Genomic DNA, 18,249 nt, shown 5'->3' with positions numbered 1-18,249 from the left:
TTTAAACCTTCCTTTTAAATAATGGAACTTTAGTTTTATTTGATAAGAAACCTAAATATTTTTGCTAATGTATTTGAAAAAAACCGCAACAAAAACAACACTAGATAAGCAAAAATCATCTCGCTATTTTTATTTTAAGTTTTTAAATATTGTATTATATTCATTTATTTCCTCTTCCATTCCTTCAAATCGCTTTTTCCATTTTTCCTCATCGAGAGGAGATAATTTACCTTTTTCTTTTAGCTTATTGTACTTTTCTTTCTTGTTCTGTAATTTTTCTTTAGCCTTTAACAAGTCTTCCCTAGCATCTTCTTTGGCTTCTAACTTTTCTTCTAATTTTTCTTGACTTTCTTCCAGAGCCTCTTGTTTTTTTTCGGCCTTCTCAATAGATTTTTCTATTTTATCTTGCTCTTTATTTAACTTTTCTTTTTTCTCTTCAGCTATTCGTTCGGCTTCTAAACGATTATTTAGGGCTGTATTTATATCCTGTTTTTCCTTTGAGGATAATTGTTCGGTAACATCTTTACCTTTATTGTAAAAACTTCCGGATTTAACACTATACACGGTACCATCTTGCATGATAACACGCTCTCCGCTACTACAAGACAGCAAGATTCCTATTAATACTACGGGTAATATTTTTGTAATTTTCATGTTATTTTTATTTTTTTTGTTAGTTAAGACAGCTAAACAATCTCCATCTTTTTTAATAAGAATGACGCATTCATATTTTGGCAAACACCTGTTTTTAAAGTATAATCAAAATGAAGTTCATCGTTAATAATTTCGGCATCAAAATAATAATTTTTAACAGCATCTAATTCTTTCTCGATTTCACAAAGACTTAAATCGTGGGTTGCTATAATTCCTGTAGCGTTCGATGCCACTAACTTTTCAACAAACTTTCTAGAGCCTATAGCCTTATCGGTACTATTGGTACCTTTTAAAATTTCGTCTAAGATTATAAAATAAGGTTCTTTTTGAATGGCATCCACGATGTATTTAAGTCGTGTTAATTCCGAAAAAAAATACGAACTATCATCGGCTAAAGAATCTGTTGTACGCATGCTCGTAATTAGTTTTACCGGCGAATATTGAGTTGATTGTGCACAAATTGGTAACCCAACGTTAGCCATTACAATATGTAGTGATACGGTTCTTAAAAAAGTACTTTTACCAGCCATATTTGCTCCAGTAACTATAAAAAACGCTTCGTTCTCTATGGTTAAATCGCTATCCACGCGCTTGTTTTTATTTAATAAGGGATGTCCTAAACCTTTAGCTTTTATAACCGCTCCTTGTTCTAAAATCTCTGGAAATACAAATTCCGGATGGTTATAAGCATAATTACCAAAAGAATTATAAGCATCGAAAAACGACACCGCATCAAACCAATCGGAAACCTTATTCCCATACTGCGCTATCCATTGTTCTATTTTATAACTATTTCTAACATCGGTTAAAAAATAACCGTTACCAAAAATGGCACCTATTAGGTTGTTTCTGTTATCTAAAGCATCTAACGACTTTGAAAACACTTTAAAAATTTCGGAAGCTTTCTTATTATCAGACTGAATTTGCTTCTGCTTTTGCTGTAACAATTCCGAAGTAAAGGATTCGTTTTCAATTAAATCTAACAAACTGGCATACTGCCTAAAGGTATCTTTAATCTTATCGGTATTGGACGCTAATACATTTATTTTTTTAAAGTAACGCCCTGTAATAGCTAACCCAATAAATAACCAATAGCCAATTATTGCCTTATTTTCAATAACGTTTAATACCGTAAGCGCTAATAAAACAAGCGTTCCTAAACTAAATACTAGTGGCAACCAAGACATTATTTTTGGTAAAAATGATTTATGACTTTGTAACCACCCAGTAATCTGTTTTGCTGGAGTTTCAACATGAACTAAACTCGATGTTGCTGTATAATGCTGGCGCCATTTAGGTTTATTATTTAGCTCATTAATAGCTTCTTGTCTAGCCTTAATACCATCTACATTATTAGCTTTAAGTGCATTTGCTAATTGCGCTGTACCTTCTTGTATAGTGGTTCTGTTTATAAATTGAAAAAACGAACCACGACCAAACAAATCTATATCTAAACTATAATAATGTGTTGGGTCTTGATATTGTAAACCATCATTTCGGTCGTGAAATTCGCCCGAGGCAATTTTAATTTCATCTTCATTAATCTGCACTAAGGCTTTATTAAAATCGCGTTGCCTTTTAATATCGGTATGCCTTGATAATAAATAAATGAACAAAACAACCCCAAAAACAGCTATTGCCGCTGCAATTTGCCATTGGCTAAAAAAGAAATACACACCAAAACCAATACCCACAAACACCGCTAATCGATATAAACTAAAAAGTGTCATTGTATTAGTTAAGCGTTGTACTTGCGCTTTATAAACCTGTAAATGGGTTTTATAATATTCTAATGGATTTTTCATGACTTGTTATTATGCAATAAATAAGCAAAAAAGCCCTGAAAATATTCAGAGCTTTTAATAAGTAATTTTTATATGGTTTTAATCGCGCCCTCCAAAAACTTGAAGTGCCCAATACATTAGTGAGGCAATGGCGCCAATGGCGGCAACCAAGTATGTTCTAGCGGCCCATTTTAAGGCATCTTCAGACCCTTTATATTCTTCTGGAGTTACTATGTTTTTATTTTTTAACCATGCTAATGCTCTATTACTAGCATCGTACTCTACAGGTAAAGTAATAACACTAAATAATGTTGCAAAACTCATCATTACCAATCCAGCAATAGCTACCCATTGCCCCATGGCACCCATCTTCTCTGAAGCCATTAAAGCAACACCACCAAACACAACCCATTGCGACATACTAGATGTAATTTGTACCACAGGTACTAATTTAGACCTCATAGTTAAATAACTATATGCCGTAGCATGTTGCACTGCATGTCCGCATTCGTGAGCAGAAACTGCCGCAGCTGCAGCATTACGTTGGTTATAAACCGACTCACTTAAATTAACCGTTTTATTAGTAGGGTTGTAATGATCTGTTAATTGTCCTGCTGTAGATATAACCTCAACATCTCTAATACCATGATCGGCCAACATTTTTTCGGCAATTTCCGCACCACTCATTCCGTTTCGCAAATGCACTTGCGAGTATTTTTTAAACTTCCTTTTTAATTGACTACTTACTAACCAACTCATTAAAGAAATGGCACCAATTAATATATAATATCCAATCATTGTTTTTATTTTAAAATTATAATTAAAGATAACAAAAATAACGCCAAATTTTTAAACTGAATAAATGTCAGTTAAATAAAACATTAGATATTAAAACCAAAAAAACGCCTAAACCTTAACTAATAAGTATTTAGACGTTTTAAAATATAGTAAAAAACGGCTTAAGCCATTTCCATATCAAAAGCTTCGGCAATCTCTTTATATACAATCTCGCCTTTTACAATGTTTAATCCTTTAGCTAAAGCCGCACTATTATCGCATGCTTTTTCCCAACCATCATTAGCTAACTTAATAACATAAGGTAATGTTACGTTAGTTAACCCCATTGTAGATGTGTAAGGTACAGCTCCAGGCATATTAGCCACACTATAATGCACAACCTCATCGATAATATAAGTAGGATCTTGGTGTGTAGTAGGTTTTGTAGTTTCAAAACAACCACCTTGATCTACAGCTACGTCAACCATAACGGTTCCTGGGCGCATTTCTTTAAGCATATCTCTAGTGATTAATTTAGGTGCCTTAGCCCCTTTAATTAAAACACCACCAATAATTAAATCGGAATCTATAATATGCTTTCTAATATTATACTCACTAGAAAACTCACTTATAACGTTATTTGGCATCACATCACTTACATGGCGTAACGCTTTCATATTAATATCTAAAATATGTACACTAGCTCCTAATCCAGAAGCCATACGCGCCGCTTGTAAACCAACAACACCAGCACCCAAAATCAATACTTTTGCAGGAGGCACACCAGGAATTCCACCTAATAAAACACCACGACCCATAATTGGTTTTTCAAGATATTTGGCACCTTGTTGCACAGACATTCTACCTGCTACCTCAGACATTGGTATTAGTAATGGTAACGATCCATCGGCATCCTCAACCGTTTCATAAGCAATACAAACAGATTTACTTTCAATCATCGCGTGAGTTAACACCTCGCTACTCGCAAAATGAAAATACGTAAACACAATCTGGTCTGCTTTAATTAACTTGTATTCTGGCTCAATAGGTTCCTTAACCTTTACAATCATATCGGCAACACTATATACCTCCTCGATAGTGTCAAGAATTGTAGCTCCGGCTTCAATATAATCTTCGTCTAAAAAACCACTATTAAACCCTGCGTTTTTTTGAATATAAACGTTATGGTTTCGCTTAGTAAGTTCAAAAACACCAGAAGGTGTCATGCCTACTCTATTTTCATTATTTTTAATTTCTATAGGAACTCCAATTTTCATAATTAAGTTATTTAGGTGTGAAAACTAGAGCAAAATTAAAACAATAATTTTTAATATTATCTGTAAAATACGCTTTTCGTTAAATTATTTTCACGCAAAAACAATTATTTCTTATTTTTATATAATTTATATCAAATTGGTAGGAATTACAATTGTGTACCTAAACAGCTATTTTTTAGAGTATTTTATTTTAAAAAACATCAATAAAAAAGCAGATACCACTGTAATACTGTTGGCAAAAATCATAGATGGGCTATCTTTTAAAACACCATAAATTAACCAAGCCACAATACCAGCAAAAAACATTAATAACATAGGTAAAGACAAACCGGTAACATCTTTAGTTTTCCAAGTTTTAAATACCTGCGGAAGAAAAGCAGCAGTAGTTAAAATGGCTGCTACAAATCCAATAGTTTCAGTATAATTCATTCTTATTTTTAATAAAATTATTAGGGCATTACCCAAGGGTCGGGCTTTCGGTAGTCGCTTTTTTGTGTTGCATAAGTGCAACAACACAAAAAGAGCTTCAACAAAACCTCAATCCCTAATGCGGGTTTATTTGTTAATGGTAGTACTTATTTTAAATTAAAACTAACCTGTTTTAGTCCTTTTCACGACAGCTAAAAACATGGAATAGAGCAGCAGTTAGTATTTACCTTAACCTACAATATTCACAATTTTACCAGGAACCACAATGACCTTTTTGGGTGTGCGTCCTGCTAATTGTTCTTGTGTTTTTTCGTTTGCTAAAACAGCAGCTTCAATATCATCCTTACTCATATCTAGAGGTAATTCCATGGTAAAACGCGTTTTACCGTTAAAAGAAATTGGATAATTCTTGCTGCTTTCTACTAAATGACTGGCATCAAATTCTGGAAAAGGCGCTGTTGAAATTCCTTTAAAATTTTTTGGTAAATCTTCTACTTCAATAATCTTATTGAACTGCAAACAAGCATATAAATGTTCGGCTATATGTGGTGCATAAGGCGAAATTAAAACTAGTAAAGGTTCTAAAATAGCTTTACTTGTACATTTTTGAGCAGTCAATTCATTAGCAGCAATCATAAAGGTTGATACCGATGTATTAAAAGAGAAATTCTCAATATCTTCCTGAACCTTTTTAATCGTTTTATGTAATGTTTTTAAGTTGTCTTTTGTTGGTGGAGCATTGGTAACTTTAAGTCCGTTATCATCTACATACAATTTCCAAAGTTTTTTCAGGAATGAATGTACACCTGTAATACCTGCGGTATTCCAAGGTTTATATTGCTCTAATGGGCCTAGAAACATTTCGTATAAACGTAAACTGTCTGCACCATAATCATCTACAATTTGGTCTGGATTGACTACGTTGTATTTTGATTTGGACATTTTTTCGACTTCGCGTTTTACAATATACTTTTGCTCATCACTTTCAATAACATCTCCATTCTTATCAAGGAAAACAGCATCAAACAATTCTTCTGGGCGCCAATTTCTAAGTGATTTAATATCAATTTCGTTAGAAGAATTTACAAATGATACATCTATATGAATGGGTCTAATATACAATGCAGAAACGAAACAGTTATCAATATTATCGACGTACTTCTGGTATTCGTGCTTTTCATATTCATCATCAAAAACTTTACCCCTAAACCTGTCTCTAAATTCTTTAGTGAATTTTTTTTCTAGTTCTTCATGATGAAAAAATTCTTGATTACCATTACTATGGATTTCTTTAATACTTTCAATAAAATCATAACTAATAAAGCAAAGATTTTTAGCTTTATTAGGCAGAGCTATAAACTTAGGATTTAACATCTCTTCATCCTTGTAACCTATTAATGAATCTAGTTCAATTACAAAAGCACTAGTCCCCAAAATCATGCCTTGGTTAATCAGTTTTTTAGCAAACTCATCGACAGGCACAACACCTTTATCAAACAAGAATTTTTGCCAAAAACGCGCATATAATAAGTGTCCTGTAGCATGCTCGCTTCCGCCAATGTATAAATCGACATCTTGCCAATACTCCATCGCTTCTTTCGATGCCATTTCGTTATCGTTAGTCGGGTCCATATAACGGTTAAAATAAAACGAACTTCCTGCCCACCCTGGCATGGTGTTCAATTCTAATGGATGTATGGTTTCATTATCAATCAAATCATTTGAAACCACTTCGTTTTTATTGGTATCCCAAGCCCAAACAGTAGCATTTCCTAAAGGTGGCTCGCCGGTTTCGGTTGGTAAATATTTTTCAACTTCTGGTAATTTTATAGGTAAGTGCGCAGCATCAATCATTTGTGGCATTCCCTTAACATAATACACAGGAAAAGGCTCTCCCCAATAACGCTGACGACTAAACACCGCATCGCGCAAACGGTAATTCGTCTTACCTTCGCCTTGTTCAATTTGCTCCAACTCGTAAATAGCACGTTTGGTTGCTTTTTTATAATTCATTCCGTTTAAGAAATCACTATTTCCTATTACGGTTTTTTGTTTATCTGTAAATGGTTCTTCCGAGATATCAACACCTTCAAAAATATTAATTATTGGAATATTAAAGTGTTTTGCAAAGGCATAATCGCGCTCATCGCCACAAGGAACAGACATTACAGCGCCTGTACCATAACCCGCTAACACGTAATCGCCAATCCAAATAGGAATCAGTTTTTGAGTAAATGGATGTATAGCATAAGCCCCTGTAAAAACACCTGAAATGGTTTTAACATCGGCCATTCTATCGCGCTCGCTACGTTTAGCAGTTGCTAAAATGTATGCATTAACAGCTTCCTTTTGTTCTGGTGTTGTAATTTGTTGCACTAATTCGTGCTCTGGAGCAAGTGTCATAAAACTTACACCAAATATAGTATCGGGTCTAGTTGTAAAAACTACTAATTCTGGAGCTTCTTTAACCTCGTTTGAAACTACCTTAAATTTTACTTGAGCACCAACCGATTTCCCTATCCAGTTACGTTGACTTTCCTTTAAAGAATCAGTCCAATCAATAGTATCTAAACCTTGAAGTAAACGTTCTGCATAGGCAGAAATTCGCATACTCCACTGTGTCATTTTTTTACGAATAACAGCATGTCCACCACGCTCTGAAACACCATTTACAATTTCATCATTAGCTAAAACAGTTCCTAATGCCGGACACCAGTTAACTTCAGTTTCAGCTAAATAAGTTAATCTGTATTTTAATAAAATATCTTGTTGCTTTTCCCAAGAGTACGCATTCCACTCCTCTGCTGTAAAAACCTCAACATTATCATCGCAAACGGCATCAATATTTCCGTTTCCTGTTTCTTCAAAGTACGTTATAAGCTCCTTAATCTCGAATGCTTTTTGAGTATGCTTACAATACCAAGAATTAAATAATTGGATAAAAATCCATTGTGTCCATTTGTAATAACTAGGATCGGATGTGCGCACCTCGCGAGACCAATCGAAAGAAAATCCAATTTGATCTAACTGGCGGCGGTATGTTGCAATATTCTCTTTGGTTGTAATAGCCGGATGTTGCCCTGTTTGAATAGCGTATTGCTCTGCAGGCAAGCCAAAACTATCATACCCTTGAGGATGTAAAACATTAAACCCTTGGTGACGTTTATAGCGTGCATAAATATCGGAAGCAATATAACCTAACGGATGCCCAACGTGCAATCCTGCACCGCTAGGGTAAGGAAACATATCCAAAACATAATATTTTGGTTTTTCGCTACCATTTACCGCTTTAAAAGTTTGGTTTTTTGCCCAATATTTTTGCCATTTGGCTTCAATTTCATTGAAATTGTAATTCATCTTCATCCGTTTTAAGAAGTTGCAAATTTACGTTTTATAAATCAACTTAAAAATCTTTTATTTTCATAAGTTAAAACCTTAAAAAAACATGCTGTTTTAATGAGATACTTTTACTTTTGCACGCTTAAAACAAGACTCCTTGAACGCAAACATCTACAAGGCCCATTTTGCACTTTTTGTTGCAAATGTTATTTACGGGCTCAATTATATTATTGCCAAAGGCATTATGCCACATAAAATTAGCCCTACGGCTTTTGTATTTGTCCGTTTAGCTTGCTGTGTGGTGCTGTTTTGGACGGTAAAATTTATGTTTGTAAAAGAAAAAGTAGAACGTAAAGACTTAAGACGTTTGGCGCTTTGTGGTTTACTTGGTGCAGCGGCCAATATGCTGTTTTTCTTTCATGGTATTAATAAAACCTCTCCAGTAGACGCCTCTATTATTATGACGGTTACGCCTGTTTTGGTTTTTATTTTTAGTTTTTTCATTCTTAAAGAACGCATGACGAAGAATAAATTTATAGGAACCGTAATTGCGGGTATTGCGGCTATTTTTCTTATTGCTTATGGTAATAAAGCTGAAGGCACAAGCTCACTATTAGGCAATTTCCTAGTGTTTTGCAATGCTGCTTGTTATGGACTTTACTTAGTTCTTGCAAAAACTTTAATGCGAAAATACCATGCTCTAACTGTTATTTGTTGGATGTTTTTATTTGGGTTACTATTTGTTACTCCGTTTTCCATTCAACCCATAATCGATACCGATTTTGCGGGCTTTACAACCAACACGTATTTAGTAATTGGTTATGTGGTACTGTTTACCACTTTCTCCACTTACTTACTTAACCTGTATGCGCTAAACCACGTGATGCCATCGGTTACCAGTAGCTATATTTATTTACAACCCGTAATTAGTTTTGCTATGGTAAGTATTTATGCTTTTATTTTAATGCAAGATGAATATGCACAAGACATTAACCTAGTTAAAATACTAAGTTGCTTTTTGGTTGTTGTAGGCGTTTACATTATTAGTAAACGGCCTAAAGAACTAGCATAGCGTTAAAAATGGACCAGGTTGTTACTTGCATTATTTAAAATAATTTTTGAGTAATAAATAACAATTTCAATATGTTTCTGTTTATATAAATGAAGATTGCTTATTCTTTATTATTTTTACAGCTTTAATCCTATCCATTTATGAGTTCATCATTTGAGAAACACCAAAAACGCAGACTTATTTCTTCCTACTTTTCTGTAGTATTAAGTATTGCTTTGGTTTTATTTTTATTAGGATTACTAGGCATGCTTATTTTAAATGCCAAAAAAGTTTCAGACCATTTTAAGGAACAAGTTGTAGTTACAATTTATTTAAAAGACACCGCCAAGGAAGTGGAAACCAAGCAACTTGAAAAAAGTTTGGCTATGGCAGATTATGTAAAATCTACCGAATATGTTTCAAAAGAGCAAGCTGCCGAATTTATGAAAGCGGAAAACGGTGAAGATTTCATGGACTTTGTAGGTTACAACCCACTGCAAAACTCCATTGACGTGCATTTAAAAGCCGATTTTGTGACGTCGGAGCATCTTGAAAAAATTTCAGCGGAAGCCACAAACAAAAACTTTGTTGATGAAGTAACTTATGATAATGACTTGGTTAACCTCATGAACGATAACGTAAAGAAAATCAGTTTTTGGGTATTGGTTATAAGTGGCATTTTTACTCTAATTGCTGTTTTATTAATTAATAGCTCCATAAGATTAGCGGTTTACTCTAAACGTTTTACCATTAAAACCATGCAAATGGTTGGAGCAACAAAACGTTTTATTAGACGTCCGTTTGTATGGAAAAGTGTGCGTTTAGGCATGATTGGCGCTTTTTTAGCTTTAATTGGTATGGCCATTGTTTTGTATTATTTAGACAAAACCTTTGCAGAACTCGAACTGCTTAGCAACCCTATTTTAGTTGCAGCCTTATTTGTTTTTGTTTTTGCTTTAGGTATTATAATCACTTGGATAAGCACACACTTTGCAACCCAACGTTTCTTAAATTTAAGAACAGACGAGTTGTATTATTAAACGCAAAAAGTAAAAAACGATAATTTAGAAAATCATTAACAGCATTTTTCTAAATAAATCTTTTACTTTGCACTAAATTATTCTGCGGAATTTAATCATGGGAGAAAAAAAACGTAAAGAAGAAGCAAAACCAATTTTTGTATTTGGAAAGAAAAACTACCAATTCATGTTTATTGGTTTAGCTATTATTGCACTTGGGTTTATTTTAATGTCTGGCGGTGGAAGTGATGATCCAAACGTTTTTAATCCTGAAATTTTTAGCTGGAGACGTATTCGATTGGCTCCCACATTAATTCTTATTGGTTTTGGCATTCAAATTTATGCGATACTTTTAAATCCTGATAAAAAATAAATTAATTACGATACGTATATCTCTAATTTATTCTTTTAAACATTTTCCCGAAAACACATTAGCTATTTCTTTTAGGTAAGAATACCCGTTTTTCATAGCATCATCTAGGTTTTCAGCATAATTCATAACTGCATCGGCATAATGAATTCCGAATTCGCCTGGACTATTACCCTCTAAATCTATTGCGCCACAAAAGGCAGCCACTTTTATTTTTTTCGCTTTCGCGGAAGACAATACGCCTTGAATAGTCTTACCAGACATGGTTTGTGTATCTAACTTTCCTTCCCCAGTAATTATCCAGTCGGCACCTGAAATTTGACTATCAAAATCAGCTAAGTCTTTTATGAGTTTTATACCCGGTTCTAAAACGCCATTTAAAAATACTTTTGATGCTATTCCCATACCACCAGCAGCACCTGCTCCTTTTACAGATTGAGCATCTACATTAAAAACCGCCTTAATAAGTTTAGCAAAAGATTTTAAGCCTTTATCAAGCATTTCAATATCTTTACTTGAAGCTCCTTTTTGCGCGCCATAAATATATGCTGCACCATTTTTGCCGTGTAAAGGGTTGGTTACATCGCAAGCAATACTAAAATTTACATCAAATAATTTAGGATTAACATGGCTTATATCTATATCTGAAATTTGAGATAAATTTGCACCTATAGGCACTACTTCTTTATTATTTTTATCTAAAAAGCGATAGCCTAATGCAGTTGCCATTCCAATACCACAATCATTAGTAGCGCTTCCACCAATACCTAAAATTATGTTTGTTGCACCTTTATTAATAGCATCGAGAATCATTTCGCCAGCACCTAATGTGGTAGCGTTTTTACAATCAAATTGTTCTTGTTTTAAAAGTTTAACGCCAGAAGCTTCAGCCATTTCAATGAATGCCGTTTTAGACCTTTCGGAATACAAATAAGTAGCCATTACGGGTTTAAAAAACGGATTGTTTACCCCTACTTTTACAGCAAATCCTTTTAGGTAATAATTAACCACCTCGATAGTGCCATCGCCTCCATCTGCTAGTGGGAGCTTTAAAATTTCAATATCTAAATTTAAAACTTTTATAGCATCTTCAACAGCATTACAAAACTCTAATCCTGTTAACGAATTTTTAAACTTATCTGGTGCTAAAACAATTTTCATGTACTGAGAATTTAACTTAAAAATGAAGGTAGAAAATAACTAAACACTAAAATGAATACAAAAAACGCCAAGAGAATATAAACCTCTTTAATCATGAAATCTTCCTTTTTAATGGCAACATTAAAGTTTGAAATGCTTTTAACTTCAGTTTTACGAGTTAGCGCACTAACAGTATAAGCTACTACTAAAGCTATAATTACACCAGTAAAATTAAGCCAAATCCAAAAAATATTAAATCCTAAATCGATATGAAATAACTCTTGTATCGTTTTTGAAAATATTAAGTTAATAAGAACTGCCGAAATAATTGCCGCATTCATACCAATATGGTTCACTTTTTTTGAAAAGAATGCTAAAAAGAATGTTACTAATACTGGACCATAAAACACAGATCCAATAGCGTTTATAATTTCGATAACAGCACTTTTACTTCCTCCAAAAAGGAAGGCCGCTGCAATACAAACCACACCCCAAAATACTACCGAACCTTTAGAAATTAGCATGTATTTTTTAGTACTTAACTTTATTTTTCCTCGGTTAAAAAAATCCTCGACGGTTACGGCCGATAGTGAATTAACTGTTGAACTTAGCGAAGACATGGCCGCAGAAAGAATACCAACCATTAAAATACCTATTAAGCCATGTGGTAAATATTTAAGTATAAAAACAGGCACCATTAAATCTGCTTTTACACCATGAGCCGCATACTCATCAGGGAAATATTTTTGAGTAGTCATGGCTATATCTTCTAGGAAATCGGGTGCTAATGTTATTAAACCACCTATTACTAATCCCATGATGCAGTATATTAAAACCACGGGGAATCTTAAAAGTCCATTTGCCATTAAAAGGGTTCTAATGGTTTTTTCGTCTTTTGCAGAAAGCAAACGTTGTGCTTGCGTTTGGTCGCAGCCATAATACGAAGCATAAAGAAAAAAGCCTCCAATAATCATGGGCAGTAAGCCATATTCATTGCCTTCTCCTATACCTAAATTATGATCGATAACCTGTAATCTTTCAGCATCAAAACCAGCGGCTAACCCACCATGTTCTTGTAAAAGATTCCATCCAAAATACAGGCAAATAATTAAGCCAGCGAACAATATAATCATCTGTATAGCATCACCCCAAACAACCGCTTTCATACCGCCTTGCCAAGAATAGATAATAGTAATAACACTTATTATTAAAATGGTGTAAACAAAATCTATATTTAAAACAGCTTGTAAAATAATAGCGATGGTATACACCATAACGCCTGTACCTAATGCACGACTAATTTGAAATACAATACTTAAAATTAAACGTGTTGATGTACTAAAGCGTTTCTCTACAAACTCATAAATACTTACTACTCCAGATCTAAATAAAGGCGGTATTATCACAATCATTATAAAAATCATGGCCAACGGAACAGCAAACTCGAAGGTTAGCCATTTCATGCCACCGCCTATTTTTAAACCGACAAAGGCTGGGGCCGAAATAAAACTAATTGCCGATAATTGGGTTGCCATTGTAGACAAACTTAAAGGGAACCAACCCATACTTTTTCCTCCTAAAAAATAATCTTTAGAATCTTTATTATCCTTAAAAAAGAATCCCATTCCTAAGAAAAATATAATATAAAATATGACGATACTATAGTCTAGCCAATTCATAATCTTTAAGTTTTAGTCTGTGTTAGTTAGTTTGTTTTTCAATTTAAATTGAATTGTATTATCCCATTCTTCTTTTAAAACGCTTAATAAAATAATGTTAGCTCTTCCTGTATTGTTTAGTGAAGGCATAAAGTTTCTTAAAACATCTTCCTCCTTACATCCAATACCTTTCATTGCCGCTATACTTACTTTATTTTCAGCATGTGCTCCAAAGCCAACACGCTCAACCTTTAGTTTTTCAAAGGCAAATTCGAATAATAAATACTTAGTATGTTTATTTAAACCAGTACCTCTAAATGATTTACCATACCAAGTATGGCCTAATTTAATATTTTTTAATTCTTTGGAGTATTCATAAAATCGAGTTGTACCAGCATATCTGTTTTTAATTTTATCGAAAACGATAAAAGGATATTCTTTTTTATGCTTTCTGTTATGAACAGTTGACGATATATAGTTTGTCAAATTTTCTAAACCATTTCCTTTTTCAAGAAAATAGGTCCACAAATTGGTTTCTGCTGAAATATCTAGCAAAGATTCAACATGTTCCATTTTAAGAGGACTTAATCTTACAAGATCATTTTCTAAAATGTAATCTTTTGAAAAGTCCAACTCGCTCATTATTCACGTTATTTTTATTCATTTAATAAATCAACAATTAAAGCTGCACTCCAAGAAAAATTATTCCCGCCATAACCTGCTTTTCCATGGTTATGCATGTCTTTTCGCGAATCAAAATACTCATAAAACCCATTTTTCTCTATAATCTCAATAGAATCCTGTTTTACCCTATTGGCAATATCTAAAAAACCGTATTGTTTTAAACCATTATACAGCATCCAATTAAGGTTTATCCAAACGGGACCTCTCCAGTACTTTTTTGGATTAAAACGTTCGCTTGTAGGATCGAAAGACGCACATAAATATTGGTGCTCGCCTCCAAACTTATCCATCATAACGTTTACCATAGACGCTGCCCTTTCCTTACTTGGAATATTAGCAAACAATGGCGAAAATGAAGATGAAGACAAGTATCTTAATGGTTTTTCGTTTCTTAAATCGTAATGAATATAAGCCCCAATTTCATCGTCAAATAACTTATTATTAAATGATTGAATACTCTTTTCTTGCCACTTTTTAAGCTGTGCTATTTTATCGGCATTATTCCCAATAAGTTCATACAGTTTTATTAAACTCTCATTCGATTTAATAAGCATAGCATTAAACAATGGATCTTGAACTAAAAACGGCGATAATTCTGCTATTTTTTCATCGCTATAGTTATGTTCTTTAGCGATATCAATAATGTATAAATAATGATCGTACTCTCTTTTTGATGGTCTTTCGGCAGCATCAACATGCGTAGTATCTCGCCTTTCAAAAGTATATTCTGGAGGATTCATGGTTTCCCAAATATCATCCCAAATAGGTGAATTATCGGTTCCTGACTCCCAATTATGATAGATATAAACTAACCCTTCATTTTGAGGATCTCTATTTTTATAAAAATATTCATGATTGAAATACACCTTATCAATCACGGTTTCTAGAAACTTTAAAGTTGCCTTTTTATCGGTACTAATTCTATATAATTCCTCTAACACAAAACCTGTAACTGGCGGCTGCGTCATTCCGGTAGATTTATATTTTTTTGAAGACAGCGGGTGTAAATCAGAACGATGAAAATCTGGTCCTGGAAAATACGTATCACTTTCGGTATGAAAAATAATATGTGGTATAAAACCATTACCCCATTGAGCATCTAGTAAAGTCTCAATTTCTGCTTCTGCCTTAGGCATATCAAAATGCGAAAAACCAATAGCTATTAAACCAGAATCCCAAAACCATTGAAATGGATATAGGTTTGCACAAGGTATACTAAAACCAACCTCATCTTTCCAGTTTCCTTTTAATACTTCAATTGCCTTATTTTTTAATTCTTCCATTATATCTATTTTTTAAAAAAACTCACCACCTACACTTAGCTGCATAAGTGATGAGTTAACAAATCAAACTAAACTAATCAATATCACTTAAAAGTTAAATGTTGCTGTTAAGAAAAATCTACGAGGTAAAATAGGTCTTCCGAAGAAGAACTCTGCGTCTCCTGCTTGATTTACATTTCTAGGATCGCCCTCTGTAACACCTTCATCATTGAATAAGTTGAAAACAGAAAACCCTAATCTTAACGTATCATCACTATCGTTATCTCCCATTGCAAATTCATAACCAGCACCAATTCTAGCAATTGTAATGGCATCCAACTCTACTGTATTATTATCTGCCGCGAACTTACTTCCTGTGTGGTTAAAAGAAAATAAAGCATCGAACGCACCATCATCATAATAAGCTCCTAAACTTCCTAAAAAGTTAGGTTGTCTTGCTAATTCATTCCCTTCGTTTGTTGTAGAAGATGTATTTGTAATTAAATCTGTAGATACGTTTTTAGAAATCTCATGATCTTGGTAAGTAGCCGTTCCTCTTAAACTAAGGTTATCGGCTAAACTATAATCAAAAGTGGCCTCCAGACCTATAGTTTTAGTACTTTGCTCAGATCGTGTTAAATCGACTAAAGATCCGCTAACAAAACCTTGATCGATTTTAATCCTGTCGCTTAAACCTACGTAATAAGCTGCTACAGATCCTTTTAATTTTTCTGTTCCTAATTTTGCTCCAACTTCAAATTGAATAATTTTTTCTGAATCGTACTTGCTTCCTGTAACGCCTGTTGCTATAGGAGCAAAACCTCTAATTTGTGGAAAAAAGAACCCTCTTGAAAAGTTGGCATATAAATTAACTTTATCGTTTAATTTATATAAACCGGCAGCAGAAAGTGCCCAATCCGTAGCGCTAACATCTGCTCTTGTAAAACTACCATCGGCAAAATTAACGTTTGCTAATTCTGGAGTTAATGTAGCATCATCATAAACTTGACTTTCTACAATGTTACCTTTACTAAAAGTACCTAGAGTATTTTCAATTCTTAAACCAACATCAAAACGCCATTTATCTAAAACCATCTCATCTGTTAAATAAACTGCTGTTTTATTTTGAGATAAAAAATTATTTGAAGTCATACCAATTCTGTTATACAATCCACCTGTAGAAAAGGTAACATCATTTCCGCCTGCATCAACATAGTTTAAGTTTACCAATTTAGGATTGTTATTAAACTCAGATAACACTCTGTATTGGTAATTAACATCTTCAGCTTCTGTTCTTGCCAAATAAACACCTCCAGTAATGTTGTGTGTTCCGTTAGTTACCTCTATAGTTTTAGTTAACGACGCTTCTCCAGAATAATCTGTCATAGGACGTAATCTATCCACATGCAAATTATCTACAACTAAATCCGACCCATTAATAGCCGCACTAGTACCTTGATATTGTGCTGTAAACCCTAGGTTTCCTGGAGCCACATTTTCTACATATTCATTTAAAGTAATTGGGTTGTTGTTAGCACCATTACCTCCAACATACAATGCAAAATTGTGCTTGTAATTTGCATATTTTACTTTCGATTTAAATTTTAAATCATCAGCAAAATCATACTTAAAATCGGCCATTAAATAACCACCTTGCGTAGAAACACCATCTTCAATAGGACTTTCGTAAGCACCACCAGCAGTTAAAAACGACGTGTTTGCTAACTCGCCAGATAGTAGCTGCTCCACAGCCTCACCATCATTACCGTTTATTCTTTTTCTGTTTCCATCTAATGGTAATGGCATAATAAATTGTGCATTATCATTTATAAATTGTCCATGCACTGTAAAAGATCCATTTTCAAACTTCTTTTTAATATTAGCTCTAAACTGTACCCCTTTTGTTGGCATTCCAGTTTCAATTGGCCCATCATCTTTTCTAACAAAGCCAGTAAATGCGTAATATGTATTAGAATCTTCACCTCCTAATTTACCACCAGTATAAAAGTCAGTTTTTAAACGGCCTTTATCTGCCCATTCTAAGTTAATTATGTTTTCCTCGTTTGAATCTCCTGTTTTACTTGTATAGTTAATAATACCAGCTACAGAACCTGCTCCATATAATACAGCGGCACCACCACGAACAAACTCAACACCTTTAAAACCTATATCTGGTCTTGCGTAAACATCATGCGCTGAAGAGTTTAAACCAAACGTACTCATTAATGGCATCCCATCATATTGAAGCGGATTGAATACATACTGCCCTCCAGAAGGTAAACCTCTTACAAAAACATTTGAAGCTGTTTCTCCACCACCACCTTCGGCGGTAATACCAGGAATACTTCTTAAAATATCAGCTTGACTATTTGCAGAAAGCTTGGTTATTTCATTCTGCTTTAGCGAGCTAATAGACATTGGCGTGTCCTTTTGCGACCTAAAAGTTGCCGAAGCAGTAAGTACTACTTCATCTAAAGAGTTACCACCTTCAACCAATACAATTTGCAATGTAATTGGTGTTCCGTTAAGGATTACAGTTTGCTCTTGAGCCTCATACCCTAAATAGGATATTTTAATTTTTTGAGCTCCAGTTAAATTTGTTGAAAAACTAAAATTTCCATCAAAATCTGATGTGGCTCCAGATGTGCTACCAATAATAAGAACATTAGCTCCAGTTACTGGTACACCTAAATTGTCTTTAACAGTTCCTGAAACATCCGTTTGCGAAAACGTTGCAGCAATGCTAAACATACATAATAGTGTAAAAATAAATTTTTTCATTTTATTTAGAATTAGTTAATTTAA

Annotated in this window: 14 protein-coding genes; 3 read left to right on the top strand and 11 right to left on the bottom strand. The window is 33.8% G+C overall.

The window, feature by feature from the left end; translation table 11 throughout:
- Nucleotides 1-129: 129 nt before the first annotated feature.
- The 6 genes from AAFN75_RS08930 to AAFN75_RS08905 all read right to left on the bottom strand — a co-directional run bounded on the left by AAFN75_RS08930 (nucleotide 130) and on the right by AAFN75_RS08905 (nucleotide 8,278).
- A complete protein-coding gene (locus AAFN75_RS08930; RefSeq protein ID WP_411809222.1) occupies nucleotides 130-654 on the bottom strand; it encodes a hypothetical protein in 525 nt (174 codons plus the stop codon).
- A gap of 32 nt (nucleotides 655-686) precedes the next feature.
- Nucleotides 687-2,459 (bottom strand): MutS-related protein, encoded by a 1,773-nt coding sequence (locus AAFN75_RS08925; RefSeq protein ID WP_411809221.1) that lies wholly within the window; start codon nucleotides 2,457-2,459, stop codon nucleotides 687-689.
- A gap of 78 nt (nucleotides 2,460-2,537) precedes the next feature.
- Nucleotides 2,538-3,236 carry a zinc metallopeptidase gene (locus tag AAFN75_RS08920; protein ID WP_411809220.1) on the bottom strand — a complete coding sequence of 233 codons (699 nt, stop codon included), beginning with the start codon at nucleotides 3,234-3,236 and terminating at the stop codon, nucleotides 2,538-2,540.
- A 161-nt stretch (nucleotides 3,237-3,397) separates the two neighbouring features.
- Nucleotides 3,398-4,492, bottom strand: coding sequence for an alanine dehydrogenase (ald, locus tag AAFN75_RS08915; protein ID WP_411809219.1), 1,095 nt, complete (start codon nucleotides 4,490-4,492; stop codon nucleotides 3,398-3,400).
- Nucleotides 4,493-4,660: 168 nt separating this feature from the next.
- A complete protein-coding gene (locus AAFN75_RS08910) occupies nucleotides 4,661-4,921 on the bottom strand; it encodes a SemiSWEET family sugar transporter (protein WP_144115230.1) in 261 nt (86 codons plus the stop codon).
- Nucleotides 4,922-5,149: 228 nt separating this feature from the next.
- Nucleotides 5,150-8,278, bottom strand: a complete 3,129-nt coding sequence (locus AAFN75_RS08905; protein WP_411809218.1) for a leucine--tRNA ligase — start codon at nucleotides 8,276-8,278, stop codon at nucleotides 5,150-5,152.
- Nucleotides 8,279-8,417: 139 nt separating this feature from the next.
- On the opposite strand from AAFN75_RS08905, the gene AAFN75_RS08900 reads away from it, so the two are divergent.
- From AAFN75_RS08900 to AAFN75_RS08890, 3 genes are all read left to right on the top strand, one after another.
- Nucleotides 8,418-9,332, top strand: a complete 915-nt coding sequence (locus AAFN75_RS08900) for a DMT family transporter (RefSeq protein WP_411809217.1) — start codon at nucleotides 8,418-8,420, stop codon at nucleotides 9,330-9,332.
- A gap of 140 nt (nucleotides 9,333-9,472) precedes the next feature.
- Nucleotides 9,473-10,351, top strand: coding sequence for a cell division protein FtsX (locus tag AAFN75_RS08895; protein ID WP_092848300.1), 879 nt, complete (start codon nucleotides 9,473-9,475; stop codon nucleotides 10,349-10,351).
- A gap of 97 nt (nucleotides 10,352-10,448) precedes the next feature.
- Entirely contained in the window at nucleotides 10,449-10,703 is a 255-nt protein-coding gene (locus tag AAFN75_RS08890) for a DUF3098 domain-containing protein (protein WP_092848302.1), read from the top strand.
- A gap of 27 nt (nucleotides 10,704-10,730) precedes the next feature.
- On the opposite strand, the gene AAFN75_RS08885 is transcribed toward AAFN75_RS08890, so the two are convergent.
- The 5 genes from AAFN75_RS08885 to AAFN75_RS08865 form a co-directional block, all read right to left on the bottom strand.
- Nucleotides 10,731-11,861: a glycerate kinase gene (locus AAFN75_RS08885; protein ID WP_411809216.1), complete on the bottom strand. Its 1,131-nt coding sequence runs from the start codon at nucleotides 11,859-11,861 to the stop codon at nucleotides 10,731-10,733.
- Between the two features lie 11 nt (nucleotides 11,862-11,872).
- Nucleotides 11,873-13,519 carry a sodium:solute symporter family transporter gene (locus tag AAFN75_RS08880; protein ID WP_411809215.1) on the bottom strand — a complete coding sequence of 549 codons (1,647 nt, stop codon included), beginning with the start codon at nucleotides 13,517-13,519 and terminating at the stop codon, nucleotides 11,873-11,875.
- Nucleotides 13,520-13,531: 12 nt separating this feature from the next.
- Nucleotides 13,532-14,140, bottom strand: coding sequence for a GNAT family N-acetyltransferase (locus AAFN75_RS08875; RefSeq protein ID WP_411809214.1), 609 nt, complete (start codon nucleotides 14,138-14,140; stop codon nucleotides 13,532-13,534).
- A gap of 14 nt (nucleotides 14,141-14,154) precedes the next feature.
- Nucleotides 14,155-15,465 carry an MGH1-like glycoside hydrolase domain-containing protein gene (locus AAFN75_RS08870; RefSeq protein WP_411809213.1) on the bottom strand — a complete coding sequence of 437 codons (1,311 nt, stop codon included), beginning with the start codon at nucleotides 15,463-15,465 and terminating at the stop codon, nucleotides 14,155-14,157.
- 87 nt (nucleotides 15,466-15,552) lie between these two features.
- On the bottom strand, nucleotides 15,553-18,225 hold the full coding sequence (locus AAFN75_RS08865; RefSeq protein ID WP_411809212.1) for a TonB-dependent receptor domain-containing protein: 2,673 nt from the start codon (nucleotides 18,223-18,225) through the stop codon (nucleotides 15,553-15,555).
- Between the last annotated feature and the right edge of the window lie 24 nt (nucleotides 18,226-18,249).

Origin of the sequence: Algibacter sp. AS12 (genome assembly GCF_046736315.1) — a bacterium.
Lineage (GTDB): Bacteria > Bacteroidota > Bacteroidia > Flavobacteriales > Flavobacteriaceae > Algibacter_B > Algibacter_B amylolyticus.
The sequence above is the reverse complement of the archived record's forward strand: the minus strand, read 5'-3'. Positions and strand labels throughout refer to the sequence as shown.

What these genes read in the sequence shown, in the direction of transcription:
- AAFN75_RS08930 (WP_411809222.1), bottom strand. Translation starts at nt 654, where the DNA reads ATGAAAATTACAAAAATATTACCCGTAGTATTAATAGGAATCTTGCTG.
- AAFN75_RS08925 (WP_411809221.1), bottom strand. Translation starts at nt 2,459, where the DNA reads ATGAAAAATCCATTAGAATATTATAAAACCCATTTACAGGTTTATAAA.
- AAFN75_RS08920 (WP_411809220.1), bottom strand. Translation starts at nt 3,236, where the DNA reads ATGATTGGATATTATATATTAATTGGTGCCATTTCTTTAATGAGTTGG.
- ald (WP_411809219.1), bottom strand. Translation starts at nt 4,492, where the DNA reads ATGAAAATTGGAGTTCCTATAGAAATTAAAAATAATGAAAATAGAGTA.
- AAFN75_RS08910 (WP_144115230.1), bottom strand. Translation starts at nt 4,921, where the DNA reads ATGAATTATACTGAAACTATTGGATTTGTAGCAGCCATTTTAACTACT.
- AAFN75_RS08905 (WP_411809218.1), bottom strand. Translation starts at nt 8,278, where the DNA reads ATGAATTACAATTTCAATGAAATTGAAGCCAAATGGCAAAAATATTGG.
- AAFN75_RS08895 (WP_092848300.1), top strand. Translation starts at nt 9,473, where the DNA reads ATGAGTTCATCATTTGAGAAACACCAAAAACGCAGACTTATTTCTTCC.
- AAFN75_RS08890 (WP_092848302.1), top strand. Translation starts at nt 10,449, where the DNA reads ATGGGAGAAAAAAAACGTAAAGAAGAAGCAAAACCAATTTTTGTATTT.
- AAFN75_RS08885 (WP_411809216.1), bottom strand. Translation starts at nt 11,861, where the DNA reads ATGAAAATTGTTTTAGCACCAGATAAGTTTAAAAATTCGTTAACAGGA.
- AAFN75_RS08880 (WP_411809215.1), bottom strand. Translation starts at nt 13,519, where the DNA reads ATGAATTGGCTAGACTATAGTATCGTCATATTTTATATTATATTTTTC.
- AAFN75_RS08875 (WP_411809214.1), bottom strand. Translation starts at nt 14,140, where the DNA reads ATGAGCGAGTTGGACTTTTCAAAAGATTACATTTTAGAAAATGATCTT.
- AAFN75_RS08870 (WP_411809213.1), bottom strand. Translation starts at nt 15,465, where the DNA reads ATGGAAGAATTAAAAAATAAGGCAATTGAAGTATTAAAAGGAAACTGG.
- AAFN75_RS08865 (WP_411809212.1), bottom strand. Translation starts at nt 18,225, where the DNA reads ATGAAAAAATTTATTTTTACACTATTATGTATGTTTAGCATTGCTGCA.